The organism is Phenylobacterium conjunctum (genome assembly GCF_042679085.1).
GTDB classification, from domain to species: Bacteria; Pseudomonadota; Alphaproteobacteria; order Caulobacterales; family Caulobacteraceae; genus Phenylobacterium; species Phenylobacterium conjunctum.
The window spans coordinates 1-25298 of the sequence record NZ_JBHTLQ010000017.1 but is presented as its reverse complement, the minus strand read 5'-3'; the positions used below and the strand labels follow the sequence as shown (position 1 = coordinate 25298).

General features: G+C 66.1%; 19 protein-coding genes. 6 read left to right on the top strand and 13 right to left on the bottom strand.

What is annotated here, in order from left to right:
* Genes ACFQ27_RS09415 through ACFQ27_RS09400 form a run of 4 tightly spaced genes read right to left on the bottom strand, consistent with a single transcriptional unit; the run spans position 1 to position 7403 of the window.
* Complete coding sequence (locus ACFQ27_RS09415) at positions 1 to 2082, bottom strand: AIPR family protein (RefSeq protein WP_377353404.1); 2082 nt, start codon at positions 2080 to 2082, stop codon at positions 1 to 3.
* Complete coding sequence (locus ACFQ27_RS09410; protein WP_377353403.1) at positions 2075 to 3088, bottom strand: PD-(D/E)XK motif protein; 1014 nt, start codon at positions 3086 to 3088, stop codon at positions 2075 to 2077. The genes ACFQ27_RS09415 and ACFQ27_RS09410 overlap by 8 nt, the downstream gene beginning before the upstream one ends.
* Positions 3085 to 5937 carry a Z1 domain-containing protein gene (locus ACFQ27_RS09405; RefSeq protein WP_377353402.1) on the bottom strand — a complete coding sequence of 951 codons (2853 nt, stop codon included), beginning with the start codon at positions 5935 to 5937 and terminating at the stop codon, positions 3085 to 3087. The genes ACFQ27_RS09410 and ACFQ27_RS09405 overlap by 4 nt, the downstream gene beginning before the upstream one ends.
* Positions 5934 to 7403 carry an ATP-binding protein gene (locus tag ACFQ27_RS09400; protein WP_377353401.1) on the bottom strand — a complete coding sequence of 490 codons (1470 nt, stop codon included), beginning with the start codon at positions 7401 to 7403 and terminating at the stop codon, positions 5934 to 5936. The genes ACFQ27_RS09405 and ACFQ27_RS09400 overlap by 4 nt, the downstream gene beginning before the upstream one ends.
* A 389-nt stretch (positions 7404 to 7792) precedes the next feature.
* Here ACFQ27_RS09400 and ACFQ27_RS09395 point away from each other — a divergent pair, with 389 nt between their 5' ends.
* The 3 genes from ACFQ27_RS09395 (at position 7793) to ACFQ27_RS09385 (ending at position 11816) form a co-directional block, all read left to right on the top strand.
* Positions 7793 to 9283 carry a DNA cytosine methyltransferase gene (locus tag ACFQ27_RS09395; RefSeq protein ID WP_377353400.1) on the top strand — a complete coding sequence of 497 codons (1491 nt, stop codon included), beginning with the start codon at positions 7793 to 7795 and terminating at the stop codon, positions 9281 to 9283.
* Positions 9284 to 9681: 398 nt separating this feature from the next.
* Positions 9682 to 11172, top strand: coding sequence for a DUF262 domain-containing protein (locus ACFQ27_RS09390; protein ID WP_377353399.1), 1491 nt, complete (start codon positions 9682 to 9684; stop codon positions 11170 to 11172).
* Positions 11169 to 11816 carry an MAE_28990/MAE_18760 family HEPN-like nuclease gene (locus tag ACFQ27_RS09385; protein ID WP_377353397.1) on the top strand — a complete coding sequence of 216 codons (648 nt, stop codon included), beginning with the start codon at positions 11169 to 11171 and terminating at the stop codon, positions 11814 to 11816. Before ACFQ27_RS09390 ends, ACFQ27_RS09385 begins: the two co-directional genes overlap by 4 nt.
* Before the next feature lie 549 nt (positions 11817 to 12365).
* Here the strand turns inward: ACFQ27_RS09385 and ACFQ27_RS09380 are convergent.
* The 4 genes from ACFQ27_RS09380 to ACFQ27_RS09365 form a co-directional block, all read right to left on the bottom strand.
* Positions 12366 to 13856, bottom strand: a complete 1491-nt coding sequence (locus tag ACFQ27_RS09380; RefSeq protein ID WP_377353396.1) for a putative 2OG-Fe(II) oxygenase — start codon at positions 13854 to 13856, stop codon at positions 12366 to 12368.
* 47 nt (positions 13857 to 13903) lie between these two features.
* On the bottom strand, positions 13904 to 15064 hold the full coding sequence (locus ACFQ27_RS09375) for an aspartyl/asparaginyl beta-hydroxylase domain-containing protein (RefSeq protein WP_377353395.1): 1161 nt from the start codon (positions 15062 to 15064) through the stop codon (positions 13904 to 13906).
* 109 nt (positions 15065 to 15173) lie between these two features.
* Positions 15174 to 15719 (bottom strand): GNAT family N-acetyltransferase, encoded by a 546-nt coding sequence (locus ACFQ27_RS09370; RefSeq protein WP_377353394.1) that lies wholly within the window; start codon positions 15717 to 15719, stop codon positions 15174 to 15176.
* Between the two features lie 9 nt (positions 15720 to 15728).
* Positions 15729 to 17816, bottom strand: a complete 2088-nt coding sequence (locus ACFQ27_RS09365) for a S9 family peptidase (RefSeq protein WP_377353393.1) — start codon at positions 17814 to 17816, stop codon at positions 15729 to 15731.
* A gap of 165 nt (positions 17817 to 17981) precedes the next feature.
* Here ACFQ27_RS09365 and ACFQ27_RS09360 point away from each other — a divergent pair, with 165 nt between their 5' ends.
* Positions 17982 to 18809 (top strand): trypsin-like serine peptidase, encoded by an 828-nt coding sequence (locus tag ACFQ27_RS09360; protein WP_377353392.1) that lies wholly within the window; start codon positions 17982 to 17984, stop codon positions 18807 to 18809.
* Between the two features lie 2 nt (positions 18810 to 18811).
* The gene (locus tag ACFQ27_RS09355; RefSeq protein ID WP_377353391.1) at positions 18812 to 19309 is read left to right on the top strand and encodes a hypothetical protein; all 498 of its coding nucleotides are present in this window, start codon (positions 18812 to 18814) and stop codon (positions 19307 to 19309) included.
* A gap of 18 nt (positions 19310 to 19327) precedes the next feature.
* Here the strand turns inward: ACFQ27_RS09355 and ACFQ27_RS09350 are convergent, their stop codons facing one another.
* A complete protein-coding gene (locus tag ACFQ27_RS09350) occupies positions 19328 to 19774 on the bottom strand; it encodes a MaoC family dehydratase (RefSeq protein ID WP_374347033.1) in 447 nt (148 codons plus the stop codon).
* 120 nt (positions 19775 to 19894) lie between these two features.
* On the opposite strand from ACFQ27_RS09350, the gene ACFQ27_RS09345 reads away from it, so the two are divergent.
* A complete protein-coding gene (locus tag ACFQ27_RS09345) occupies positions 19895 to 21460 on the top strand; it encodes an aminoacyl--tRNA ligase-related protein (RefSeq protein ID WP_377353390.1) in 1566 nt (521 codons plus the stop codon).
* A gap of 282 nt (positions 21461 to 21742) precedes the next feature.
* On the opposite strand, the gene ACFQ27_RS09340 is transcribed toward ACFQ27_RS09345, so the two are convergent.
* From ACFQ27_RS09340 to ACFQ27_RS09325, 4 genes are all read right to left on the bottom strand, one after another.
* Entirely contained in the window at positions 21743 to 22327 is a 585-nt protein-coding gene (locus ACFQ27_RS09340; protein WP_377353389.1) for a pyridoxamine 5'-phosphate oxidase family protein, read from the bottom strand.
* Positions 22328 to 22358: 31 nt separating this feature from the next.
* Positions 22359 to 24290: a hypothetical protein gene (locus ACFQ27_RS09335; RefSeq protein WP_377353388.1), complete on the bottom strand. Its 1932-nt coding sequence runs from the start codon at positions 24288 to 24290 to the stop codon at positions 22359 to 22361.
* 31 nt (positions 24291 to 24321) lie between these two features.
* Positions 24322 to 24873, bottom strand: a complete 552-nt coding sequence (locus tag ACFQ27_RS09330; protein ID WP_377353387.1) for a hypothetical protein — start codon at positions 24871 to 24873, stop codon at positions 24322 to 24324.
* Positions 24870 to 25298 (bottom strand): response regulator (locus tag ACFQ27_RS09325; RefSeq protein WP_377353386.1); only part of this gene is annotated, 429 nt, incomplete at its 5' end. The genes ACFQ27_RS09325 and ACFQ27_RS09330, both read right to left, overlap by 4 nt.

Below are 25298 nucleotides of genomic sequence, written 5' to 3'. Positions count from 1 at the left end.
TCAACCCGCCCGTTCCGGGTCGAGCGCCCCCCCTTCAATGGCCATAACGATGACGGGACGCGCCCGTAACGCCCGCTTGCCGGTTAGACGGCCAGCGGGCCATCCGCCGGCCGCCATGGACGCCATCTCGGCGGCGATCTCGCGTTGTCGCAGGTCCAGACGCCCGGTCTGCATGCCCCACTCGACCATCCTGATCCAGTCCGCCGCGTCGATCAGCCTGCACTGGCGGATCGCGTCCATCTCGTCTGGGCTGAGGGCGACCCGATCCTCCTGTGGTGAAGCGCCCCAACCACCTGCGATTCTTACTGTTTGGGAGAATTCCGGAGGTGGCGGGTCTGGCAGTTCGAATGTGGCCTGTCGTACAGCCTTCCAGCAGTCAGCCTTCTTGCACCATTCCCCGATGTCGCGCCCGCCTGCGGTCTCGCGGATCGCGTCGGCGATGATGTGGGTCCATCTGCGGATGAGCTCCTCGAGCTCTGCGGAAAGACGCTGTTCCCGCCAGATATGCCCGAGGTCAAGCATGTCGCCCGACACGAAGGCGACCGCAGATACAGTGTAGGGCAGGATCTGAGATCGGTGCCCCTCGAAGGGCTCCCGCTTGACGATGCGAGCTGTCGATTCGAATAGTATGCCCTTAGCCACGAGATCGCGGAAGAAGGCGTCATCAGGCTTCCACGAACGGGCCCGCGTCTCGCGGAGCCGTTGCATGAACAGCACGAAGTTCTTCTGACCGCCCAGGGCCACCTGGTGAGGCAGCTGATCCCAGGCGTTGAGGTATTTTCCGAGCTCCAGCTTCCCGAATCTGCGATGCACCGGCGTGCGCTCCCGGAAGCGGCGGGCGAGCGCCTCCGTGCGACCCTCGTTCGCCAGCGCCACGAGATATTGCCCCCGGGCCCGCTCATAGAACCACCGGCCCTGTTCGCCGGGGATCCATATTTGGTTGGCGAGCCGCTCGATCTCAATATGGAAGGGGTCGTTGGCCGAGAAGTCGGCCATCTGGATCGGATTCTGTGTATTGGCGAATTCCGCTATCCGCGGGGCTAGGGTGTCGATGAGATCGGGCGCCACAACAGTGAGCTTGGCCTGCACATAGACCCCCGAGAGGTCTGCCTTGTCCTGCTTGGCGGCGCGGTGGATGGAGGATGAGGTCTGCCCGCCGTTGACGATCTGAAGCCCCCGGATACGCCGTACAGCCGTCTGGCCGGTCGGCAGTGTCGTGGTCTCCACCACCTCGGCGGTCATGGAAATCCCGTTGTTGTAGGCCATGAACCTGTGAGGCTCGTTTCGGATGGTGTCGCGGATGCCGCGGTTTACCTTTCCCTTGGCCTGCAGGAACGACCGCACGTTCCTTTCCAGCAGCTGTGAACCGTAGAGCTCGTAGAGCTGGAACAACACCTGTCCCGGGATGATCATAAGATAGGCTGAATAGTCGGCCTCGGCGTCCGGCAGGGCGACGCAGGCGATGGGACCTCCTATCTCGTCCAGATCCACGTCGATCTCGGCCTGCGGGCGGCCGTGGGCGACCGCCCGGCTCAGCCTCTCGATATCCCACACCTCGAAGCGCAGCTCCACGCTTCCGACCCTCTGGGCGGGGATCGAGGCCCGCGTCATGCCGGTCACGCCGTCTGTGAGCACGAACACGCGGACGCGACTGATACCGCTGGCGAGCTCGGCGATCCGCGCCGTCATCGCATAGCGGTCGCTGGCCGGTTCAAGCGTACGATGCAGCCCCTCGACGGCACCCCGGAAATAGCGCACCGCCTGTTCGAGGGCCTTCCTCACATCCTCCGCCGCAACCTTCTGTGGGCTCGCCGCTCCCAGGAATATGCTGACGAAGAGGTCGAGGGAGTCCTCGTCGTCGGAGACCGCGTAGCCGTTGATCTTGCTGCGTCCGCGCCCGACAACGCCTTCGAAATAGGTGGTGACGGCGTTCTCCACGATTCCGACCTGGTCGGAGAGCGCTTCGATCATCATGTCCGTGAAGACGTTTTCCTTGAAGTCGGGCACCACTCCATCGCCGCCGCTTGCGCGGTTCAGCAGCTCCGCATTGAATTCGGCGACGAAGCCTTCGAGATCAGACATTCGGACTCCCGATGATCAGCGCGGCCCTGGTGGCATCGACCTCGTAGGGCGCACAGGCTGAAAGCGACACCATGTAGGTTGCCGCGCTGACGCCCGGCGGGACGGTTTCGGGGGTGAGCCTGGGAAACCCCTCACTGACCAAGTAGCGCGTCAGAGCCCGTACCTCGTAGGCGGGCGTGCGATAGGAAGAGATGTGGGCGTCCAGATATCCCGCCTGGAAAAGGAGGTCTTCGAGCCGGTGGCTGGTGGCCGCGCCGGCACGCTCGGCGAGCGCACGCAGCTCATCCACTATCTCCGGCAACGTCCTTGCGGTGACGCCCGCCAGGCTCATGGAGAGATGACACAGCAGCACCGGAAGCCCCCCAGCACCGGACAGCTGCTCCAGATTGGCCACGCGGAAGGAGGCTGGCGCGGCCGCGGTCGATCCCTTCACCTCAACGAGCCCAGCTGGGAAGCGGAAGTCCTGGGGAGCCTTCGACGGGCCCTGCCAGGCGGCCAACGCCTCGGCGACAGGCAGAATCGTCAGGACTTCCCGCTCCAGGAAGAGCAACTCGGCCACCAGCCCCGTCCGCGCCTCTTCGGAAAGCGGGCCTGGACCGTTCTCCGACATGAACCGCTGCCACGCCGCCAAACGAGATAGCAGGATCGCCACGGCGGCTGGCGGGCCAGCGGCCTGTGCGATGTGCTGCGACACCTGCGTCGCCATTACCGTGAAGAGCTCCCGCCAAAGCGGCGACCGTTCCTCCAGGCAGATGCGTACGGCCCCGCCAGGACCTGGCACCATCATCTCAGGACCTACGACGAAACCTACGCACTCGGGCCATTCCGTCCCGGTCGGCACGGCCCCGGCGGGAACCTCCAGTAGCAGGGCCCTTGTCCCGACCGGCTCACGCAGTCCGGCCCGTATAACGCAGGCGGCTTCGGGCAGAATGCGGCGGGAGTACCAGCCGCTGCGACTGCGCGGCTCGTCCTCCAGGATGGTCCAGGCGGCTTCGAGCCCGCTCACGCGACCTCTCCGTATTCCTGATCCCAGTAGATGTTATTGACGCTGTAGCGGACCGGGCGCGCGCCGGCTGTCTCCGGAAAGCTGACACCGATCCCGATCGCTGGTCGCGCATGACCCTTCAAATCCCAATCAACTGTCGTCAGCGGATAAATCAGCAGAAGGCCACGCTCCGGAGCCAGCTGCCCCCGGACGCGTCGGAGTGCGGGGCCGGACGGGGAATCAGGCGCAGAGCGCCGCCTGGGCGATCGCCCTGCATCGGCTTCGAAGTCGCCGATTGTGATCCTAAGGGCCTTGGCCCACGCGGTTGCATCAAGGTCGATCGCCTCGTCGCGTGGGGCCAGCAGCCTTCGGATCACCACACGACCTTCGGACTTCTGCTGGGGCAGTGGGATGCGAGGATTCAGGCTGCGCAGGACCAGCGGAGTCGCCAGACCGGCCACCGGCACCGCGGGCTCCACGCTACCGCCCAGCAGCACCACGTCCCAGTGCGTCAGGCATCCGTCGGCCAGCTGCATGCGCGTGTAGTCGGCAAGCAGCCGGGCGTTCATTCTGACGGCGGTCGGGTGCGTAGCGTATCGTTCGAGGTAGTCCGCGACCTGTTCGCCCGGCACAGAGGTCCATCGTCGCGCAGCCTCCCAGTCGTGCGAGGTTCCGTTGGGGCGATCCTGCCGCACCCCCTGGGGGGTCGGGCCGAGGCTGCGCAGGAACGCCTCGGTCAACTCCAGATTTCCGTTCAGGACGCCAGCGTCGCGGTGGAAAACCACAGTCTCCTGCAGCGCCCCGGAGAAGATGAGATCCAGCGTGGTGGAATTCCTCATCTTGACCCTGGAAGTCACCATGAGGGTCGGGTGTGCACGTACCCTCAGACCATAGTCCTTCGGACTGCCTCCCACCGAGTGCATGTGATCGAACTCGCGACGCAGCTCTTCTGAGGCTTCGGTCACGTGACCGAACCATTCCTCCAGGTCCGAAGTGGTGTAGAGGCGGCAGAGGTCCAGGTAACCCGGTCTGAAACCGAACCATCGCCCCATCTGCATCAGCGTATCGTACATGCGCGCCGCCCGCAGGAAATAGCTGACGCTCAGACCCTCCAGCGTCAGGCCCCGTGCCAGCTTGTCGCCGCCGATCGCGATGACGTTGAAGCCGGTGGCTCGATGGACCTCATAATCGAGCACATCACGAGCGCTCCCGTTGATTTCCTTGACGTGAATGTCAGCGGCGACGCTGGGAAGTACGGCGTCCACCTCCTCCCAGATGACGGGAGTGAAGGTGCGCTCCGGCAGCACAGCCGCGACCTGCTCCGTCGTGGGCAGGAAATCCCGCTCCCAGAGCGCCCGGAGCTCATGGCGCACCTCATCGCCGCCCCGCCCCAGCCTAAGGCGGTTCACGATCGCGGCCAGTTCCTTCTCCACCTGGTCTCGAACCTGCCGCTGGACGCTGGTGAACCGAGTGACGTGAACCAGCATGGAATTGTGGACAGCAACCTGTCCACGAACACGTCTGGCGGCGCAGGTGAGTAGGAATGCTAGAATCGCCTCCCGCAGCGAGGGGGGAACCTGGGCAGCGCCTTCATGCAGGACGGTGAAGCCGTTGCGGTGCACAGGGGGCATCCAGCCGTTGCGTTCATCCGGACTGTCCGATGCGGCATGGTCCCGGATGATACGGACAAGCGGCAGGCCTGGTTGACCTGCTGGGTCGTCGGAAGATGGTTCCAGCCCGAAAATGCGTACCGGACCATCGTAGTTTGAGGCGGCCGGGAGGTTGATGATGAAGCTCCGTGGGAAGAGGTCCTCCCCTTCGGCCTCGGTTCGCGCTCCGTCATGTATGAAGATGTTGGCGAAGGGCGTCGCGGTGTAACCGACATAGGCGGAACGGTCGAACCGCTTCAGGAGACTTCTGATCAGACCGTTGATGACCGCCGGCGCGTGCTCCGGATCGGGTCGGCCGTCCTCATCGACGGCCATCTCACGCGTATCCACGCTGGCGTGGTCCGCCTCGTCATCCACCAGCAGCAGCGGCACGTCCATGGCCGTACGCCCGTTCAAAAGGCCGTCGACCCAGGAAATGATGTTCTTGAGGACCGTCTTGTTCTTCTTCACGACGAACAGCAGCGGTCGTCCGCCTGGACTGATCCCCATGTGCTGAGCGGCGGCGAGCCGGAAATCGCCATTGTCGGCCCTGTTCGTCACGTAGTCGGGCCGTATCGCATGATCAGAGTCGATCAGACCGACCCCGATCGAGGCCAGCGCCGTGGGATCGCGCTGTGGTGAGGTCTCATAGCCTAGAAAGCCCTCGTCCAGACGCATCTGGGTCTGACTGCGCAGGTTCTTGTGGATCCCGGCCAGGACGATGACAACCTTGTAACCCGCGTCAGCGGCCTTGCAGATCAGCCCGGTGTAGTTGGATGTCTTGCCTGACTGAACATGGCCGACAACAAGGCCGCGCCTGTCCCAGATGCCGGGGCGCGCCGGGTCCTCGAGGCGGCCGAGGATGTCGTCGGTGGCGTCCTCCAGTCCCCCGATCGCCGCCGGGGCCCAGGTCTGTTCGAGATACTGCCGATAACGGGGCCACAGACGCCACCCCGACTTGCGATCCTCGGTCAGCCAAGCTTCGTGATCGCTATTGTCCTCCAAAACCCTTGTTCGTCCGATCCAGACGCTGAACCGCGTCTCGAGCTCCCGCAGCACGCCCTCGCGATCGACTGACGTCTGCCAGCGTGGGTTCATGGCCAGTACGCGGTCAAGCACCGCAGCGATGCCGGAGACCGTCAGCGGCTCGTCGCCATTGAGCTCGTTCTGAAGCAGGGTCTGCGCGAACTCGAGCGCGGCCTGGTCGTCAGATTTCCTCATTTCTTCTCCACGAGATCCGCGATGGCGCTCTCCACGATCGCCGGACAGGTCTGAAAGGGGTCGGTCCCGAGCAGTCGACGCCGGGCGACCTCGGGAACTAGCCTGATCGTCTCGGTCATATGCCGGTAGAGCGCCCGCGCCATTTCCTTGAGCGCCTCCTCCTCCTCCGGCGGAATCTCCGGCCCGGCCGAGCCGACGTCACCCGCCTCGACGGCGTCGAGCCAGATACGCTGGACCGGTACGGTCCTTTCGAGCACGCGCAGAAGATCCTCGAGGGACGCGCTGTTCGGGCCGAGCATGTCTCGGATGCGCCCCACTGCGGGATGCTCGCGGTTGATACGATAGGACGGACCTGAGGCTGCTCCGGCAGTCCAGGCTGGCGTGAGCTCGGGATTGGCCGCCGAACGCCCATACGAGCCCCGATGCGCGAAGACCCGCCGGGCGTCGCGCCTGACGGTCTCGGCTAGGTCGGTGAGCCTAGGGCGCACCTGACGCGGGGGACGCGCAAGCGATTTTCGGATGTCCACGCCCCAATCCGCGTCGGCCGCATTGGTGAAGGACACCCAGAGTCGCGCCAGCTTGTATGGCTCCTCCCGCGTCCAGAGGCGGGGTTCGCCAAGTCCAAGCCACCCGCCCGACACTAGGAGGCGGTCATTGCGGTAGACGTAAAATCCCTGCTGCGAGGTCCACCCCGCCGGCCCGGCCGCGCGTCGCCAAGTCTCCTCATCCAGCTGGTCCCGATGGGGCAGGACGAACCCCTGCACACTGACAGGTCCGGTCGGCGTGGCGATGTTGTCGACGGGCGTGCAATCGGTTGCCGGATGGCTGGTCAGGAAGGGGTCCCAGGGCCGGATCCGGGTAGCCCCCATCTGCAGGCGGATGCGTCCGTTCTCCAGATATCGGTGGAAGACCATCGCAAGGTGGGCTTCGACGCGGGAGGCCATCGACCAAAACGCGTCCTCGGAGCGCCGATCATGCGAAAGGCCGGCCGTCAGTCGATCCATGCGCTCCCATAGGACGACGGTACCGGACGCCGTTCCGGGAATCTCGACACGCGGCTCCGAGCCGGCCGCAGCTCCAGAGAGGAGTCGCCACTCGTTCACGTCGGGCCGCGCGATGTAGTCGAGGTCCCAGCGACGGATGGCTGTCCTACCGCCCGCTAGGCGGGACGCCACGGTCAGGCGTCGGCATTGGGCGAAGGAAGCTGTCTTCAGCCCCATGCCGAAGCGGCCGAGGTCCGAGGCCGACCGGACGTCGAGCGGGCTCCGGCCGCCAACGGTCATGGCGAAACGGAGCGCTTCCGCGTCCATGCCTCTACCGTCGTCAGTCAGGGTCATCCATGATTCGGGACCATCAAAGTGGAAGTCGACGTGGATGTTACGTGCGCCAGCCGCGATGCTGTTGTCGACAAGGTCGGCGACCGCGGTCTCAACCGAATAGCCCACCCCCCGCAGTGATTCGATCATGGCGTGGGCTGGTGGCCACGCAAGTTCCCATTCCGAATGTTCGCCAGTCACGCCACAACTTCCTCAGAGCTTCACGTTAACGCGGTGAGCTTCGGGTTTGGAAGGGGAAAGCGCTTCATGGACGCTTTCTGGTTGAAGTCACAGCCGCCGTGCAGGCGCATGTTGCCGGCTTCTGTGTACCGGGTCGGGGGCGGAGGCTCGGTTCCTGTCATCCTGTTTCTGGCGGGGTTTGATGCCCCGCCCTTCGAGCGGCCGCGCGCTGGCCAGGGGCGAACATAAGGTGTACGCTTCCGTGCTGGCGTCAGGGCCGGGCAACGCGGTTGTGTGTCGCCGCGAATCCCGTGAGTCGAGCAGATCACCCGCCCGCGTTTGATAAGGGCCCGAACCCGATGAAGATCGACTCCGCTGCGCGCTCCTTCAAGCTTGATCGGGTCCGGAACGGCGCTGCGCCTCGTGTGCTCGAGCTCTGTTCCGGATGCGGCGGCATGTCCCTCGGTCTCCAGGCGGCGGGTTTCGACCTCCTGGCGCACGTCGAGTTCGACAGCACCGCCGCCGAGAGCTATGCGCGCAATTTCGTGCCGCCACCAGGAACCCAAAAGGCGGCTTGGGCTGCTCCCCGCGACATGGTGCTGTCCGACCCGGCGACGTTGTCCGCGGAGATCGGACTTCAAGGGCCAGTGTCCCACCAATTTGAAATTCTCGCCGCGGGCCTACCCTGTCAGGCCTTCGCGCGGATCGGCAGATCGAAACTGAGGTCCGTGACCGGCGATGAGGACGCCTTCCGGAATGATCCTCGCGCCGGGCTTTACAGGCGCTTCCTGCACTACGCCGAGGCGGTGCAGCCTCTGGCGATTCTAATAGAGAACGTGCCCGACATCCTGAACCACGGCGGGCACAACGTTCCGGAGGAGATCTGCGCCACGCTTGAGCACATGGGCTATGTCGCCCGCTACACACTGCTCAATGCTGCCTACTACGGCGTCCCCCAGATGCGGGAACGTCTCTTTCTGGTCGCGATAGACGCCTCCCTCGGCATCGAACCGGCGTTTCCTCAACCCACTCACGCCGCACGGCTCCCCTCGGGCTATGAGTCCGCCCGGACGGTTGCGCTGAAGCATGTGCCGGAGACCGGCTCCCGGTTTGCTCCCATCCCCGCCGCCCGGCCTGGGCTGCCACCCGCTGTCTCCGTGCGGGCGGCCCTCTCGGATCTCCCGCGTATCCGCGAGCATTTTCGCAATCCCGAGGTCATGAGGCGCCGCAAGGTCTCGGACGAACTTCCCTATTCGGCCTTTGCCGCGCTCAGTCCCTACGCCACCCTCATGCGCAACTGGAGCGGGATGCAGAAATCGCATGTGGCGACCGATGGACATGTCGTGAGGCTGACCCCCCGCGACTTCCCGATCTTCAGCCGGATGCGGCATGGCGGCGACTACCCGCACGCGTTCGCAACAGCCGAGCAGATCTTCAGGGAGGCGCTCGCAGCCCAGCTCCCACCTCCAGCGAATGGATCGCGGGCCTATGAGGCGCTGCGTAGGGCGGTGGTACCGCCCTACGACCCCGGCAAGTTCCCGAACAAATGGTGGAAACTGGACCCGGATAGGCCTGCGCGAACCTTGACGGCGCACATGGGCAAGGACACGTACTCCCACATTCACTGGGACGGGGACCAGAGGCGCACCGTTTCCGTCCGCGAAGCCGCGCGGCTACAGTCTTTCCCAGATGCCTTCCGGTTCGCAGGTGCAATGAATGCCGCGTTCCGCCAGATCGGTAACGCCGTGCCACCTCTTCTCGCTCAGGCAGTCGGGTCCCAGTTGAAGAAGGACCTGCTGAGAGGTTGTGAAATTTCGGCAGAGAGGTTGTTTCAAAGGAAGACCGGCTAGCCTGGGTGTGCAGGAGCAGGTCGCTCGAAGGCCCAAGCAGGTGTTGGGTTCAGGCAGACTGGCCATGCTGGTTGCGGCTTTCGTCGACGTGGCGGCCATCCGCCGCCCCTACCTGCCGCATCCCCCGGAAAATGGTTACTCGCCGTCCTAGCGCCGGTTGAGCACCTAGGTCGCCAGCTGCGCCCTGCCCGTAGGGCGGGCGGTGCCCGTGGCACTTTGGTTGGACTGCCTCAAACAGGGGCTGTCGTGTCATGCATGGGCATCGTGACGCTTCTTCCAACCCCTTGGCGGTGCCACGAAGCTTGCCACTGCGCTACACCACCATCGCGTCTACGCCCCGCTCCTGGCCGGGTGTTCAAAGTGTAGGGGCAGCGTCGCCGTTGCGCCTGAAGCGCGGAATGCAGACCTCTTCAACGGAAGCGCTGAGCCCTTGGCTGACCTGCCGGGCATCGGCTTTCTTGCAGCTTCCGCCGTTGGCCGGGCGCCCGGTGGATATCACACCCGGTCGACGGTCAACTGTTAGGGACGATGGAAAGCCGGCCGCAATTGACCGGCGTTCACTCGCACGCTCCGTGCCGGCGCATCTTGACCCGCCTCGCGCCTGGAGCCGACATTGGCTGCAAGGGGCGAGTTCGGCCTCACGCGTTCGATTTGAGGCGCTTTCCCAACTGCCAATATTCACAAGTGATGAGGCGATGCGTGGTGCAATTTTGCGGGAACTCGCCGAAGCTGCGCTATCGGCATTTCGAAGCTTAGATGGACCGGCAGGAACCAAGATGCTCACAGACGAGATTGAAGCGGCACAGCGCCTTGTGCGTACGGATGCATATCCGATGTCGATCGGCGAGATTGTGAGCATGTATCAGGAAGGCGATCTTGTTATCGATCCTGAGTTTCAGCGCTTGTTCCGATGGGAGATCGGTCAAAAGTCTAAGCTCATTGAATCCTTGCTCTTGGGCATACCACTTCCGTCAATTTTCGTGTTCGAGAAAGCCGACGGAAAATGGGAACTCATTGACGGATTGCAGCGAATATCGACCATCCTTGAATTCATGGGTGTCCTGAAGCGGCCGACGGGCGATGGGCTAGAGCCACCCTCGATCTTAGAAGCGACAAAGTACCTGCCATCGCTCCACAACACCGTTTGGGAAAAATCAGGTGAAATTGGTCACGTCCCACTGAACGCTCAAAAAGAACTCGAAAAGCCGCAGCAGCTATCCATACGAAGATCGCGGCTTGGCTTGGAGATTCTCAAGCGACCGAGCGATGATCTGACTAAATTCGATCTATTTCAGCGGTTGAATGCTGGCGGCACGCAAGCGAACCCGCAGGAACTTCGCAACTGTATTGTTCTGATGATTAATGGAGCTTATTTCCGCAAGATCAAGGCAGCCGCCAACGAGCACACGTTCTTAAAGGTGGCCGGCGTGAATGAAGATCAGATGGAAAAGCAGCGGCATATGGAGTTGGCCGTTCGCTTCCTGGTTCACACGTTTATTCCGTACGACGGCAGACTTGATGTCGAGGAATACATCGATGAAGGCATCGTAAGGCTAGCGGGCGATAACCAAGGCGAGCTCGCCGCTCGAACAATCGCGGAGACGTTTGGTCTGCTTGATGAGGCCTCCGGCGGTGATGCTTTGCGCCGGTTCGAAAATGGCCGTCACGCCGGAAAGGTCGGTTTGGTTGCTTTGGAATGCATCGCTGTCGGGATTGCGAAAAATCTCGATGCGATCAAACGGCTTCAAAAGCCCGTAGGGTTCGTCAAAGAGAAGCTTCAAACCTTCTGGCAGCAACAAGAAGCCGCAGGCCTTACATCCCCCGGCCTGCGCGGCACCTCACGCATCCAGCGCACGGTGCCGTTTGGCGACCGCTGGTTCCGACCATGAGCAAACCCTACACCGAAGCGATCCTGGCGGAACAACTCTCACGGGACCGGACTTGGCGAATTCGGGAAATTTCGGATTTGAAGGTGGCAGTGAAGCGCGCCGACAGCAGCCTCCGTCAAGTGCTTCTACGCTCCCTTGTGACCATCTGCTATGCGCATTGGGAAGGGTCGGTGCGCTTAGCTGCGCGAAAATACCTTGAGCACATTGCTTTGCGGAAATTTCGTTTCGATCAGCTCAATCCGCAATTCTTGAGAAATTACTTTCTCCCGAGATTGGCGTCCCTGGCAAACTCTAAGGGAAGCATTTCGGAGCGCTGTGATATAGTTGATGAGATTCTTTCCGGTCCCGGAAATCAATTTAAGCGCGTAAATGAAGATCTCGTAAACACAAAATCAAACTTGAACTATGATGTTCTTAAAGACATATGCCTTGTGTGCGGTATTTCGCTTGATGCATTTGAAGGTCGCGAAACTTTTATTGATATTGTATTGCTGAAACGCCGAAACGCGATTGCTCACGGGGAGGACACGTTGATCGGTCTGGAAGACCTCGATCTCGTGGCGGACGGCACCGTCGAGTTGATGCGCGCATTCGGTGATGCGCTAGAAAATCACGCCTACCTTGGGGCGTATAAGGCGGCCTGACGTTCGAGCGTAGAGGCGAGCAACGCGTGCCGTAAGCTCTCTTCGCCGGGGCCCTTGCCCCATGGCCGGACGAGTGAAATCGGATTCCGCCCGGCGTGATCCTGCAGCAATGAAGTACCACTTCCGAACGTCTGCGATGATTTAGAGTCTGCCTTGAGGACCGCGTTCGGTACTCTGCCGCATAGTGGACCCTCCGAACGTCGCTGAAGAGCCCAATGCGGTCGCTTTGATATCGTGCCGACCTCTGCCTGCCCCATAGGGCATTGCAGCGTGACCAACTACGTTTTGATCGATCCCGAGTTTACCCAGAAGGTGCTACGGCGTTGATTTCCAGAGCGGACAGTCGGCAGTGGTTTACCCTTACTGCTATGATATTCCGGAAATAATGGCGGCTTTTGGTACCGTCATTCTAGGTTCGAGTCCTAGTTCCCCAGCCACTTCCTCCTGAAGCTTCACACCACCTCTAGCGGCGCTCGCGCTGATCCGCGTCGGTGCGTGTTTTCGAGCGCGGGGGCTCTAGGCCTCTTGCTGCCGCGCCGCCGGCCCTAATCAGGCCGGAACGATGTCGAAGGCCACCGTCATCCGCGACTCGTCCGTCGTGAAGGGCACGGTGCCGTGCCACATGTACGAGGGGAACAGGGCGAGGCGCCCCGGCTGCGGGCGGATGTAGTGGTCGGCCTCCATGGGCGGCTTGACCTCGATGGGCGGCTTGCCGAAGCGCAGCCAGCCTTCGCGGGTCTCGCGGTCCAGGGCTTCCGTCGGGGTCTCCACATAGAAGGCCGAGGACAGCCAGCCTTGCGAGTGGAAGTGGTCGGTGTGGAAGCCGCCCGGCCGCAGCAGGACCGACCAGGCGCCGGCCATGCGGTAGTCGCCGGTGTTGCGCTTGCGCAGGATGTCGTCGCCTTGGCCCAGCTTGGCGATGTGGGCGCGGATCGGGGCGTCCACCGCCTTGAACAGGGCGACCAGGGTGGGTTCGCGCGAGCCCACCAGCATCTGCATCGTCTGGCTGCCGCCGCGGACCGATTGGTTATGCGGGTGCTGCTGGTAGACGTGCATGCGCCGCAGGGTGACGGCGAGGTCGGCGAGGAAGGCCTCGAGGGTGGGCCAGCCCTCGGGCGTCTCGATGTCATAGGGCGCGACATTGCCCTCATAGTTGGACAGGGCCGCGTAGAGCGGATCACCCGCCGCGCGCGCGGCCGTCGCCGCCCAGCCCCACAGGGACTGATCGTCGGGGGAGATGGCCAGGCCCTTCCGGGCGGCGGCCAGGGCCTCCTCGGCCTTGCCGGCGGCCAGCAGGACGATGGTCAGCTGGTTCAGCACGCCGGGGCTTTTCGGCGCCAGCACCTGAGCCGAGCGGACCAGGCGCTCGGCGTCGGCGACCTCGCCCCGCTCGGCCTGGGCGCGGGCGACGGCCAGCAGGACGCCGACGTCCTGGGGCAGGCGCTGGGCGGCCAGGGCCAGGAGGTCGGCGGCCTTGTCGCGCTCCCCGGCGGCTTCCCACAGGCGGGCCTTGGTCAGGATCGGGCCGCCGGGAGGGGCGCCGGAATGGAAGGCGAAGTCCATGATGTGCTGGGCGCCGCTCATGTCGCCGCGCCGCATCCAGACCAGGTTCGCGTACTCCGAGGCCAGCTCCACATTGGCCGGCTGGCGGCCGAAGGCTTCCTTGTAGGCGGCCTCGGCGCGGTCGTGCTGGTTGGCGGCCATCAGGGCGCGGCCATAGACGCGGAAGCTCTCCGGCGCGTTGAGGCCCAGGGCGAAGCCACGCTCCATGGCGGCGCAGGCCTCCTGCGCGCGGCCCATGTCGTCGAGGGTGGCGCCCAGGTTGTGCCAGGCGACCGGGCTGCGGCCATAGCGTTCGGCGGCCAGCTGGTCGAAGACCAGGGCGTCGGCGTGGCGCTTCAGCACCTTCAGGATCTGGGAATGGGTGGCCAGTTCCTGGTGCGAGGGATTGGGGCCCTTGGCCAGGGGCTCGGTGAGTTTGAGGGCGTCCTCGGTCCGGCCCTGTTCGAGCAGGGCCACGGCGCGGTCGATCTGGCTCATGGGCGAGGCTCCGGCAGGCTTGGGACGCCTTCTTTAGGCCCGGCCGCTCAGGACGAGAAGAACTCGTTCTTGGCGTTCATCATCCGGGTGATCAGCTCGCGCTCGACCTCGGTCAGCAGCGGGTTCCAGATGTCGATGATCAGGATGACCCGCAGGGCGTCGGCCTCGTTCACCGCCTCGTGGTCGATGGAATCGTCAAAGGCCCAGGCCTCGCCCATCTTCCAGTAGCGGGTCTCGTTGCCGACCCGGAACCAGGCCGGACCGGGCAGGATCAGCGGCAGGTGGACCAGGAGCCGGGTGTTGGTCGAGCCGGAGTGCGGTGGGATGCGGGTGTTGGCGGCCAGGGCCGAGAACATCACGGTGGGCGCGAACTTGTCCTGACGGGCCAGGGGCAGGCGGTCCATCAGGGCGGCGGTGCCGGGGCACTTGGCGCAGGCGGCCTCCTGCTTCACGCCATCTTTCCAGAGGAAATAGGTGCTCCAGCGCGGATTGTAGTTCAGCTCCGCCCACTGGTTCACCGGCGCGCCTTCCGGCGTCTGGATGTAGGGGACGAAGTCGGCCTGCTCCTCACGCAGCACCTGTTCCAACTCGCCGCGGATCATGTCGGTGGCGGCTTCAAGCTCCGGGAACCAGGGGAACATGGCCCGGTCGAAGAAGGGGATGGCCGGCAGGCGGGGATACTTGAGCAGCACCGCCTCGGATTCGTAGTTGCGGGCCTTGCCGGTGAAGATCTTCAGGCTCTCGGCGAAGCGGGCGCGGGTGGCCGTGTCGAGTGCGGCGTCGGTCGCGCCCACCCGGGCCTCCAGATAGGCCTCGAGCGCGTCGGCGGTGCGCGCCACCACCTCGCGGGCGTGGGCGATGGGGGCGGCCAGGGCCGGGGGCGGCGTCTCCGGCGCGATGGTCAGGGCGTTCTTGTAGATCGGCGTCGCCGCCTTCTCGCCGTCCATCCGCTCGATCAGCGAGGCCTTGGAGAGCAGGGCGACGAAGTTGTACGGCTCCAGGGCCAGGGCTTGGTCCAGGGCGTTCACCGCCCCGGTCAGGTCGCCGGACAGGCGAAGCGCCATAGCCTTCTGCAGCTTCAGTTCGGCGTCCTGGGGCTGGGCGGCTTCGGCTTCGGCCAGGACGCGCAGGGCGGCGCCGGGATCCCGGCGGGCCAGGGCCTGCTGGATCTGTGCATTGAGCGCGAAACTGTCTGCGCCGCTCGTCATCTACGCCCCCACACCTCACCGAACGCCACCGGCGTCCGGGCCAACATCGTTATCCAAACTCGGACGACGCCGCTATGGGAACATTGATCTTGGACAAGGGGCCGCGGGCTCAGTGGCCGGCCAGCGGGATCCCCGGGGCGTCCGGCGGGGTCGAAGCGCCGCCGTTCAGGGCTTTCTGCATCCAGACGATGTCGACCCAGTCGCCGTGCTTGAAGCCCAGCGCGCGGCCGACGCCCGCGTGTTCGAAGCCGAGCGACCTATGCAGGCCTATGGAGGCTTCGTTGGCCGAATTGCCGATCACCGCCATGACCTGGCGGACGCCCAGGGTCTCGCAGGCCTTCAGCACCTCGCTCAGGACCAGGCGTCCGACGCCCTTGCCGATGGCCTGCGGCGCCACATAGACGCTGTCCTCCACCGTATAGCGATAGGCGGCGCGGGGCCGGAACGGTCCGGTATATGCGAAGCCCAGCACCTTTCCGTCCGCCTCCGCCACCAGATAGGGCAGGCCTAGCGCCACGACGGCGGCCCGGCGGCCAGCCATGTCGTCGGCGCTCGGCGGCGTCTCCTCAAAGGAGCCCAGGCCGTGCAGGACGTGGTGGCCATAGATGGCGGCCAGGGCCGGGGCGTCGGTCTCCAGGGACGGGCGGACGATCATAGGGCCTCCTTAGGCGGTCTTCTCCCAGGCGCGCTCGAAGGCCCAGACCGCAAAGGCGTAGTCCAGGGCGATCTCCTTGAGGAAGTCGAAACGCCCCGAAGCGCCGCCGTGGCCGGCGTCCATGTTGATCTTGAGCAGGATCGGCGAGGCGCTGGTGGAAAACTGGCGCAGTTTGGCCACCCACTTCTGCGGCTCCCAATAGGTCACCCGCGGGTCCGACAGCCCGCCTGTCGCCAGGACCGGCGGATAGGGCAGGGCGGCGACATTGTCATAGGGGCTGTAGGACGCGATCCGGTCATAGGCCGCCTCGTCCTCCAGCGGATTACCCCACTCCGGCCACTCGGGCGGGGTCAGGGGCAGGGTCGTGTCGCTCATGGTGTTGAGCACGTCGACGAAGGGCACGGCGGCGATGATCCCGGCCCACAGGTCGGGGCGCATGTTGGCCACCGCGCCCATCAGCATGCCGCCGGCCGAGCCGCCATAGGCGACCATGCGGCCCCGCGCGCCATAGCCGTGGTCGGCCAGGTGTTCGGCGCAGGCGATGAAGTCGGTGAAGGTGTTGACCTTCTTCTCTTTGCGGCCATCCAGGAACCAGCTCCAGCCCTTGTCCGAACCGCCGCGGATATGGGCCGTGGCCCAGATCCAGCCCCGGTCCACCAGGGACAGGTTGCGGATCGAGAAGCTCGGCTCCATGGCGATGCCGTAGGAGCCGTAGCCGTAGAGCAGCAGGGGCGCTGCGCCATCGAGCGGGGTGTCCTTGAGCATCACGACGGTGATCGGCACCTGGGCGCCGTCGGCCGCCGTGGCGGTCAGGCGGCGCGCCACATAGCGGCTGGGGTCGTGGCCTGAGGGGATCTCCTGGGTCTTGCGCAGGGTGCGCTCGCGGCTGGCCATGTCGTAGTCGAACCACTGCCGGGGCGTGGTCGGGGACTGGTAGACGAAGCGGGTCAGGGTCGTGTCGTACTCATAGCCGCTGTCCAGTGACAGGGCGTAGGCCTCCTCGTCGAAGGCCACCACGTGCTCGGCGCCGGCGCGGGCCATGATGGTCAGCCGGTCCAGGGCGTCCACCCGTTCCAGCCGAACCAGATGGTCCTTGTAGGCCGCGACACCGGAAATGAAGCGGCCCGGCTGGTGGGCCACGAAGTCCACCCAGCTGGCCCGGGACGGGATCTCGGCCATGGAATAGGCCAGCTTGAAGTCGACGGCCTCGTCGGCGTTGGTGCGGATCACCCAGCGATCGCCCCAGTGCTCCAGCTCGTACTTCACGCCCTCCTGGCGGGGCTCGGCGACGACGGGCGCGGCGGTCGGATCGGCCGCGGGGATCAGCCACTGTTCAGTGGTCGAGCCGTTGCCGGAATGGATGACAATGTGGCTGTCGTCGGCCGTGGTCCCGACGCCCAGGAACATGCCGTCGTCGGGTTCCTCATAGACCAGCACGTCCTCGCCGCCGCGGGCCGGGCGACGGAAAATCCTGGCCGGCCGCGCATTGTCGTCGCGCCAGATCCAGAACAGCCACTGGCTGTCCGGCGAGAAGCAGAAGTCGCCATAGGCGCTGTCCACGGTGAAGGGCAGGGTCTCGCCGGTGGCCAGGTCCTTGACGCGGATCGTGTAGTACTCCGAGCCCTGTTCGTCGGCCGCCCAGGCGTAGAGCCGATGGTCGGGGCTGTGGTGGGCCGCGCCGACCTGGAAGAAGGCCTTGCCCTTGGACAGGGCGTCCTCGTCCAGCAGCACGACCTCGCCGTCATTGCGGCCGCGGGGCCGTCGGGCGTGGATCGGGTGCTCGGCGCCGATCTCGTAGCGCACATAGTAGTCCCAGGCGCCGTCGGAGGCGGGGACCGAGCTGTCGTCCTCCTTCACCCGGCCCTTCATCTCGGCGAACATCTGGGCCTGCAGGGCCTCGGTGCCGGCCAGCATCTGGGCGGTGTAGGCGTTCTCCGCCTCCAGGTGCTCGCGGATGTCGGCGCGCAGCAGCTTGGGATCGCGCAGCACGTCCTTCCAGTTGTCGTCCTTCATCCAGGCATAGTCGTCGGTCCGCGTGCGGCCGAGCTGGACGGTGGTTTTCGGGGCGCGGCGGGCGGTCGGGGGAAGAGGAGCCATGGCCGTTAGATGAGGCGCGGGAAGCAGCCTGGCAAGCTTGGGCTAGGGCGCGCGCGCGGCGATAGACCACAGTCCTGTGATCGCGGCGCAGGATTGCGTTAACCCTGTGCTTAGGGGAACGTCGTCTAGTCGGGATGCGAGTACGGCATCCTGTCGGGGGCGCGTATGGACTACGACCTTTCCCTTGAGCTGATCCACGCCACGGTCCAGTTGGAGCAACCGCTGGGGGACGGAACGCGCACGGTCGGGACCGGGTTCCTGATCGCCGCGCCGACGCCCGATGGCCGGCCGCGCGTCGTGCTGGTGACCGCCAACCACGTGCTGGAGAAGATGCCGGGCAAGGACGCCCGCATCGGCTATCGCATCGAGAACGCCGATGGCTCCTGGAGCTATTCGCCGACCCAGCTGCCCATCCGCGACAGCGCCGGCCACGAGCTGTGGACCCACCACCCGTCGCGGGATGTGGCCGCCATCTCCATCACCGCTCCGCCGGAGTTCGCCAAGGCCGCGATCCCCGAAGCCTGGCTGGCCGAGGACAAGACCTTCAACAGGCTGGAGGTCGGGGCCGGAGACGAGATGATGGCGCTCGGCTTTCCGCGCGGCCTCGCCGCCAACCAGGCGGGCTTTCCGATCCTGCGCTCGGGGCGGATCGCGTCCTATCCGGTGGCCCCGGCCAAGATCTTCCCGACCTTCCTGCTGGATTTCAGCGTCTTTCCGGGCAATTCGGGCGGGCCGGTGTTCATGTCGCAGGCCGCACGCCGCCGGGCGGGCGCCGCCGAGTCTCAGCCGGCGCAGTTCATCGCAGGCCTGCTGACCCAGCAGGTCGAGCTGAACAACGAGCGGCTGGAGATCGGCATCGTCACCCACGCCAAGTTCATCCGCGAGACCATCGCCCTGTTGGACGACGCGGCCGCCCCGGTGACAACCGCCATGGCCGCGCCGATTGTCGGCGCCCGCGCCGCCTCGGCCGAAGAAGCCGCCAGACCGGATTGAGCATGCATCGACGTCACCTGATCGCCGGCCTCGCCCTCGCGGGCCTGGTCGCCCCGTCGGCGCGCGCCACGGTTCCGGGCGAAGGCCTGCTCAGCCACCTTATCGGTGAATGGGACGTCACCGGCCAGACCCGGGGCAGGGCCACGGCCACCGGCGCGGTGGTCAGCCGCCTGTTCGGCGGACTGTTCATTGAGTTGCTCATCAAGGACCCGACCGGTCGTTCGCCCTATGTGGCGCGGGTCTTCTTCGGGATGGACGTGAAAGGCGGCCTGGTGGTCCACTGGCTGGACGCCACCGGCGGCGAGAGTTCGAAGACCCTGGGCTTTGGCCGTCTGGAGGCGGACGCCGCGGTGTTCAGCTTCGCCTATCCGGACGGGACCTTCCGCGACCGGCTGTCCTATGACGCGGGGGCCGATACGTGGCGCCTGCGGATCGAGACGGGGGACGAAGCCAGCCCCGTCGTCTTCTCAGACTGGAGGTTCACGCGCCGCGCCCGCTAGGACGCGGCGCGCCTAGTCTTACGCGTAGAGCAGGGACAGGGTCTCGGCGATGCACGCCGGCTTGGCCTCACCCTCGATCTCGATGGTGCACTCGTTGCGGATCTGCACGCCGCCAGCCTTGGGCTCGACGCCCAGCAGCTTCTGGCGCAGGCGCACGCGCTTGCCGATCTTGACCATGTTGACGAAGCGGACCTTGTCCGAGCCGTAGTTGATGCCGCGGCTGACGCCCTTCACCGGCATCAGGCCGGCCGACAGGAACGGGATCAGCGACAGGGTCAGGTAGCCGTGAGCGATCGGGCCGCCCATTTCCTTGTTGGCGCGCTCGACGTCCACGTGGATCCACTGGTGGTCGCCGGTGGCCTCGGCGAACTTGTTGACGCGGTCCTGGGTGATCTCATGCCAGTCCGACACGCCGACTTCTTGACCGACCAGGCCGGCCAGATCCTTGAACTCCACGGGGTTCATTCGTTCGCTCCCTTGAATTGAAACAGGTGTTCGAGGGTCTAGCATCTGACGCCCTTCGCGCAAGCCGGGTTTGCGCGCGGGCCGAGCGCCATTATGGAGAGCGCACACACGGAGTTCCCTATGCAACGCGCTCTCAGCGTCAGCCGCACGACCGGCAACAAGTCGACCTTCCCCGACTGGTACCAGGCGATCGTCCGCGAGGCGGACATGGCCGAGCTCAGCCCGGTGCGCGGCTCCATGATCATCAAGCCGTGGGGCTATGGGGTCTGGGAACGCATCCAGCAGACCATGGATCGCCGCATCAAGGAGATGGGCGTCGACAACTGCTATTTCCCGCTGTTCATCCCCCTGGGCTTCTTCGCCAAGGAGGCCGAGCACGTGGACGGCTTCGCTAAGGAGATGGCCGTGGTCACGCACCACCGGCTGAAGGCCATCGACGGAAAGCTGCAGCCCGATCCCGACGCCAAGCTGGAAGAGCCGCTGATCGTGCGGCCGACGTCGGAGACCATCATCGGCGACGCCTTCTCGCGCTGGGTGAAGAGCCACCGCGACCTGCCGCTGAAGATCAACCAGTGGGCCAATGTGGTCCGCTGGGAGATGCGCACCCGGCTGTTCCTGCGCACCTCGGAGTTCCTCTGGCAGGAGGGCCACACCGCACATGCCGACCGCGAGGATGCGCTGGCCTCCACCCAGCAGGCGCTGGAGATGTACCGCGAGTTCGCCGAGACCGTGCTGGCCCTGCCGGTGGTCGCCGGCGAGAAGCCGGAGAACGAGCGTTTCCCCGGCGCCGACAACACCTATTCCATCGAAGCCATGATGCAGGACGGCAAGGCCCTGCAGGCCGGCACCTCGCACTATCTGGGCACCAGCTTCGCGCGCGCCCAGAACATCCGGTTCCAGGGGGACAGTGGCGAGCTGGAGTACTGCCATACCTCGAGCTGGGGCACCTCGACTCGCATGATCGGCGGGCTGATCATGACCCACGGCGACGACGACGGCCTGCGCCTGCCGCCGGCCGTGGCGCCGCGCCAGATCGTGGTCGTGCCGATGCTGCGCGACAAGCCGGAGGACGCCGAGGTCCTGGCCTTCGGCGAGGCGCTGGTGAAGGCGCTGAACGCCACCTTCGCCCTGGGCGAGCCCATCCGTGCGCTCTTGGACACCAAGGCCCAGCGCTCGGCCGAGAAGCGCTGGAACTGGGTGCGCCGCGGGGCGCCGATCATCGTCGAGCTGGGTCCGCGCGACGTGGCCAACGGCATGGTCAGCTTCATGCGCCGGGACGACCTGCGCGACGGCGACAAGGTGAAGTCCCAGGCCCTGCCGAAGGACGAGTTCATCGCCAAGGCCCCTGCGCTGCTGGCCGCGATCCAGCAGGGCTTGTTCGACGAGGCCAAGGCCCGGCTGGACGCTAACATCCACCGCGACATCACCACCTGGGACCAGCTGGCCGAATACTTCGGCACCGGCGCCGACGAGGATGAGGACGGCGGCGGCGGGGCGTTCAAGGGCTGGGTCCGCGCGGCCTGGTCGCGGCCGACCGGCGAAGGCCTGGACGCCATCGAGGCCCGCCTGAAGACCCTGAAGCTCACCCTGCGCAATGCGCCGATGGACCAGCCGACGACGTTCGCGCCGTGCATCTTCACCGGCGAACCGGGCGTGGAAGAGATCATCATCGGCCGGGCGTACTAGGCGGCGCGTATGTCAAAGACCGTGAGGCCCGCTGAGGGTCTCACGGGGTGGCCCAAACCGACGACCGGAATCGTTCGAGACGTTTGACGTCAACATGGACGAAGGGCGTTGGGGAAAGCGGCAAGCAATAATTATTTCTTAAAAACAAATACTTGATGGGATTTTGGCTTGCCGCGCCGCACCCACGCCCACCGCTCATCCCCGCGAAGGCGGGGATCCATCGGGCGGCCCTGAAGACTGACCACGAACCACACGAAAAACACGAACGGGCGGGCGGCCCAGCTACCGCCGCCGCGTCGGCAGCACGTCCGTGAACAGGGGGTGCGCCTTCCAGGCCGGCTCCACCGGCGGGGCGTCGGCCTGCGGGATGTGGGGCGAGGCTTCGCCAGCGGCGGGGATGTAGCGGCCGCAGTTGGGGAAGATGTCGGTGGGGGTGACTTCGACGATCAGCTGGGCGCCGGGGGTGGCGGCGAGGTCTGGGTGGTCTTCGAAGACCTGGGCGGTTCCGTTCAGGCGCAGGCGCCAGGGCTCCGGCCCCATGGCGACGAACAGCAGGCCCACGTGCGGGTTGGCGGCGATGTTGCCCAGGCTCCGGAACATGCCGTTGCCGTCATAGTCGGGAAAGACCAGCCGGTCGGGGGCGACGACGCGGGCGAAGCCGACGGGGCCGCCCTTGAATGAGCAATCCGGGCGGCCTTCGGCGTCCGCCGTCGCCAGGAAGAAGAAGCCCTGGGCGGCGATGAAGGCGGCGTCCTGGTCGGTGAACCGGTCATGCCGGGTGCGCTGGTCCAGCCGGTCGGCCAGCGCGCGACTGCCGAAGCTGTCCTGCAGGTGGCGCTGGGCGTCGTGATAGAAGGCCTGGGTCATGGGGGCAGGGTGCGCCTGTACACGCCCCGGCTCAATGCATCTCGCGGGTCCCGGCCTGGAAATCGAGGCGGAGGGCATGGCCGGCGAAAGCGATGTCGATGGCTTCCGAATCGCGGGGGACCTGGGCGTAGGGCGAAGCGTGGCGGGGATAGGCGGTGTCCAACGGCCGGCCGTCGCGGGCGCAGCCCTTCGCCATGGCGGCGGTCAAGGGGTGGCCGCCGGCCCGGTAGGCGAGCACGCCCTTGTCCAACCTGGGCGGGTTGGCGCGGACGCGGGCGACGAAGGCCGAGAAGGTCTCGGCGCGGGCGGAGCTGGCCTCCGTCACCCAGGCGGTTTCGCGGCCGCGCTGGATGATCTCGTCCGGGCCGGCTGGCTCCAGGGGCGCGGTGGCCGAGACGGCGAGCCAGGCCTCGCCTTTGCGCAGGAAGAGCTGGGTCGGCTCGAGGATCACCTGATCAAAGCGAGCCCGGGGCGCGTAGAGGTGGGTGAACTCCAGGTGTGTCTTGCGCCCGAAGCCCGGGGTCTTGGGCAGACGATAGAGGGACAGGTTCACCGGGCCGTCCTGGCACGACAGGGGCAGGCGCCCGGAGCCGGTCCAGTAGCCGGGGGAATTGCCGTTGGGCGGCGGCTCGCCCGGGCGCACCGCCGGATGGGAGTGAAACACCGTCAGGCCGGGGCCGAAGGTGGCGATGAACACGCGCTGCTGGTTGCCGAAACCGCCGGGGCGATGGGCCTGGGTGGTGGACATCACCAGGTTTGAGGTGCGCCAGGCATAGACGTCAGCGCGGCCGAGAACTGTGCCGTTGGTGGGCAGGTCCAGCGTTCGGCTGAGCCAGGGCAGGGCGGGGCTGAGGGCGCGATAGTTCAACTGGCGGAACCCCGACAGGAACGGATTGGCCAGCAGGCCGTGGCCCCGGATGTAGCGCATCGACTGGCTGACGCCTTCCGGATTGGTGAAAGCCTCCATCCCCCACTGGGCCATGATCCGACGCTCCGGATCGGCGAGGGCCCGGTCGGCGGCGAGCTCGCCAGGGTCGCGGCCGGTGGAGGTGCGGATCACGGCGGCGCCGGGGTCGGCGGCGATAGCGGCCAACACCGGCGGCGCGGCGTAGCGGCTGAGGAACAGGTTGATCTCCAGGCCGTGTGCGGAGCCCGGGGCCTGACGCTGGACAAAGGCGTGGCGAAGCACCCTGCGGACCGCCTCGTCACCGGTCTTGGCGTTGTTTTCGTACAGGCGGCCGCTGGTGGCGATGAACTCGCCGTGGAGCGAGCGGCCGGCAAGGTCGAGCATCAGGAGGTCGAGGATGATCTCGGCCTTGCGGGAGACCTCGGGGGCCTGGGCGAAGTCGGCCAGGTTGGCCAGCGCCGCGATGTCCTCGAGATAGTAGTGGGAGTTCCACTCCGAGAAGCCGAAGCGCCAGCGCTGATCCAGCCAGAAAGTGATGCGGTCGCGGGCCTGGGCCCGGTGGTCGGCGCCGGTGCGGCCGTCTGCGAAGAGCGCCGCGGGATAGAGGCCACCGGCCAGGAACTCGGCCTGGGCGAACAGGATCTGGTGGTTCTCGCTCCAATAGACCATCGGCCCGCCGGAGCCCTTGACGTCCATCCAGTAGGGAAAGGCGACGAGGGTCCGCTTCAGGCGCGCCTGGGCTTCCTGGCTGAAGGCCGATCCATAGGCCAGGCGGGCGCGCAGGAGCGTGGCGAGGCGGAAGTCAGAACAGTCGTTGTGGGCGTCGATGAAGGCGAGGCTGGGCGCGAGGTCGGCGGTGTCCGCCTGTCCGCCAGCAGCGAGGCGCTGGAGGAGGGCGGTCTCGCCGGTGTCGGTGGCGTTGGCGACCGTGGAGCGTGACACCTCGACGGCGCGGTTGGCGCGAAGGTCCTGGACCGTGACCACGGCGGCGGCGGCGGTGGCGGCGGCCAGGATCAGCAAGCCCGCCAGCATCGCGCCGCGCCGCCATCTGGTCATCGGGCCGCTCGTCTCCGCTGTGGCCCGGCCGTCATGGCGCCACCCCCACCAGCTGGAGGAAGCTGACCGCGGGCAGGCTGCCGCCGGTGGGGCGCTTGGCTTCGATCCAGAGGGGGATGATCACCCAGGCGCGGGGGAAGCGCTTCAGGGTCTTGTCGGCCATGCCCCCCAGGTGCGGGCAGCGGGTGAGGGCGGCGCTGGCGCAGGCGTGGTGCAGGGGGGCGATGGCGCCGCAGTTAAGCAAGGCTCGGTCGTCGGCCAGCGTTGCGGGCAGGGCGGGGCCGAAGCCGTGGGCGCGCAAGTCGCCCGCGTTGGTCCAGGTCGCGGTCTGACACCAGCGGTCACCCTCGGGCGTCGGCTTGCCGCACATGGGGCAGAGCATTTCGCGCACCGTGCGGCGCTGGCGGAAGAGGTGGTTCTGGGAATAGAGCGGCCGGCCCTGGCCGGGCTTCTCGGCCTGGCTGGCGGCCAGCTGGCCGTCGACGCTGGCGCAGGGGCCGATGGGGCCCAGGGGCTCGTCGGACCAGCTGGTCACCCAGGGCACGTCGACCCCGACCTGGAGTCGGGAGGTTGCGGAGGTCATGCGGCCGTCTCCAGCACTTGCGAAATGGCTTCGGCCAGGGCGTCGGGGGACACCGGCTTGGACAGGTGGCGGTCGGCGCCGGCGTCGAGGGCGGCGGCCACGTGTTCGGACATCACGTTGGCGGTGACCATGATCACCGGGGTTCGGGGCGCGTGGCGGTCGCGCTCGCGCCGGCGCAGGGCGCGGGTGGCGTCCAGCCCGTCCATCACCGGCATCTGCATGTCCATCAGCACCAGGTCGAAGGGCTCGGCGTCGAGGCGGTCCAGGGCCTCGGCCCCGTTCTGCGCGATGACCACGTCGTAGCCCTGCATCTCCAGGATCGAGCGGATCACCCACTGGTTCTGGGGATTGTCCTCGGCGAACAGGACGCGTTGCGGGCCGGGCGCGGGGGGCGGCTGGGGCGTCGGCGGGGCGGCGGCCTGGGG

Bases quoted from the DNA above. Each gene is read 5' to 3' on its own strand.
- ACFQ27_RS09345 (WP_377353390.1), top strand. From the start codon at position 19,895: ATGCAACGCGCTCTCAGCGTCAGCCGCACGACCGGCAACAAGTCGACC.
- ACFQ27_RS09350 (WP_374347033.1), bottom strand. From the start codon at position 19,774: ATGAACCCCGTGGAGTTCAAGGATCTGGCCGGCCTGGTCGGTCAAGAA.
- ACFQ27_RS09335 (WP_377353388.1), bottom strand. From the start codon at position 24,290: ATGACCAGATGGCGGCGCGGCGCGATGCTGGCGGGCTTGCTGATCCTG.
- ACFQ27_RS09390 (WP_377353399.1), top strand. From the start codon at position 9,682: ATGCAGACCTCTTCAACGGAAGCGCTGAGCCCTTGGCTGACCTGCCGG.
- ACFQ27_RS09405 (WP_377353402.1), bottom strand. From the start codon at position 5,937: ATGAGGAAATCTGACGACCAGGCCGCGCTCGAGTTCGCGCAGACCCTG.
- ACFQ27_RS09330 (WP_377353387.1), bottom strand. From the start codon at position 24,873: ATGACCTCCGCAACCTCCCGACTCCAGGTCGGGGTCGACGTGCCCTGG.
- ACFQ27_RS09375 (WP_377353395.1), bottom strand. From the start codon at position 15,064: ATGACGAGCGGCGCAGACAGTTTCGCGCTCAATGCACAGATCCAGCAG.
- ACFQ27_RS09340 (WP_377353389.1), bottom strand. From the start codon at position 22,327: ATGACCCAGGCCTTCTATCACGACGCCCAGCGCCACCTGCAGGACAGC.
- ACFQ27_RS09415 (WP_377353404.1), bottom strand. From the start codon at position 2,082: ATGTCTGATCTCGAAGGCTTCGTCGCCGAATTCAATGCGGAGCTGCTG.
- ACFQ27_RS09360 (WP_377353392.1), top strand. From the start codon at position 17,982: ATGGACTACGACCTTTCCCTTGAGCTGATCCACGCCACGGTCCAGTTG.
- ACFQ27_RS09380 (WP_377353396.1), bottom strand. From the start codon at position 13,856: ATGAGCCAGATCGACCGCGCCGTGGCCCTGCTCGAACAGGGCCGGACC.
- ACFQ27_RS09395 (WP_377353400.1), top strand. From the start codon at position 7,793: ATGAAGATCGACTCCGCTGCGCGCTCCTTCAAGCTTGATCGGGTCCGG.
- ACFQ27_RS09355 (WP_377353391.1), top strand. From the start codon at position 18,812: ATGCATCGACGTCACCTGATCGCCGGCCTCGCCCTCGCGGGCCTGGTC.
- ACFQ27_RS09385 (WP_377353397.1), top strand. From the start codon at position 11,169: ATGAGCAAACCCTACACCGAAGCGATCCTGGCGGAACAACTCTCACGG.
- ACFQ27_RS09365 (WP_377353393.1), bottom strand. From the start codon at position 17,816: ATGGCTCCTCTTCCCCCGACCGCCCGCCGCGCCCCGAAAACCACCGTC.
- ACFQ27_RS09400 (WP_377353401.1), bottom strand. From the start codon at position 7,403: ATGATCGAATCACTGCGGGGGGTGGGCTATTCGGTTGAGACCGCGGTC.
- ACFQ27_RS09370 (WP_377353394.1), bottom strand. From the start codon at position 15,719: ATGATCGTCCGCCCGTCCCTGGAGACCGACGCCCCGGCCCTGGCCGCC.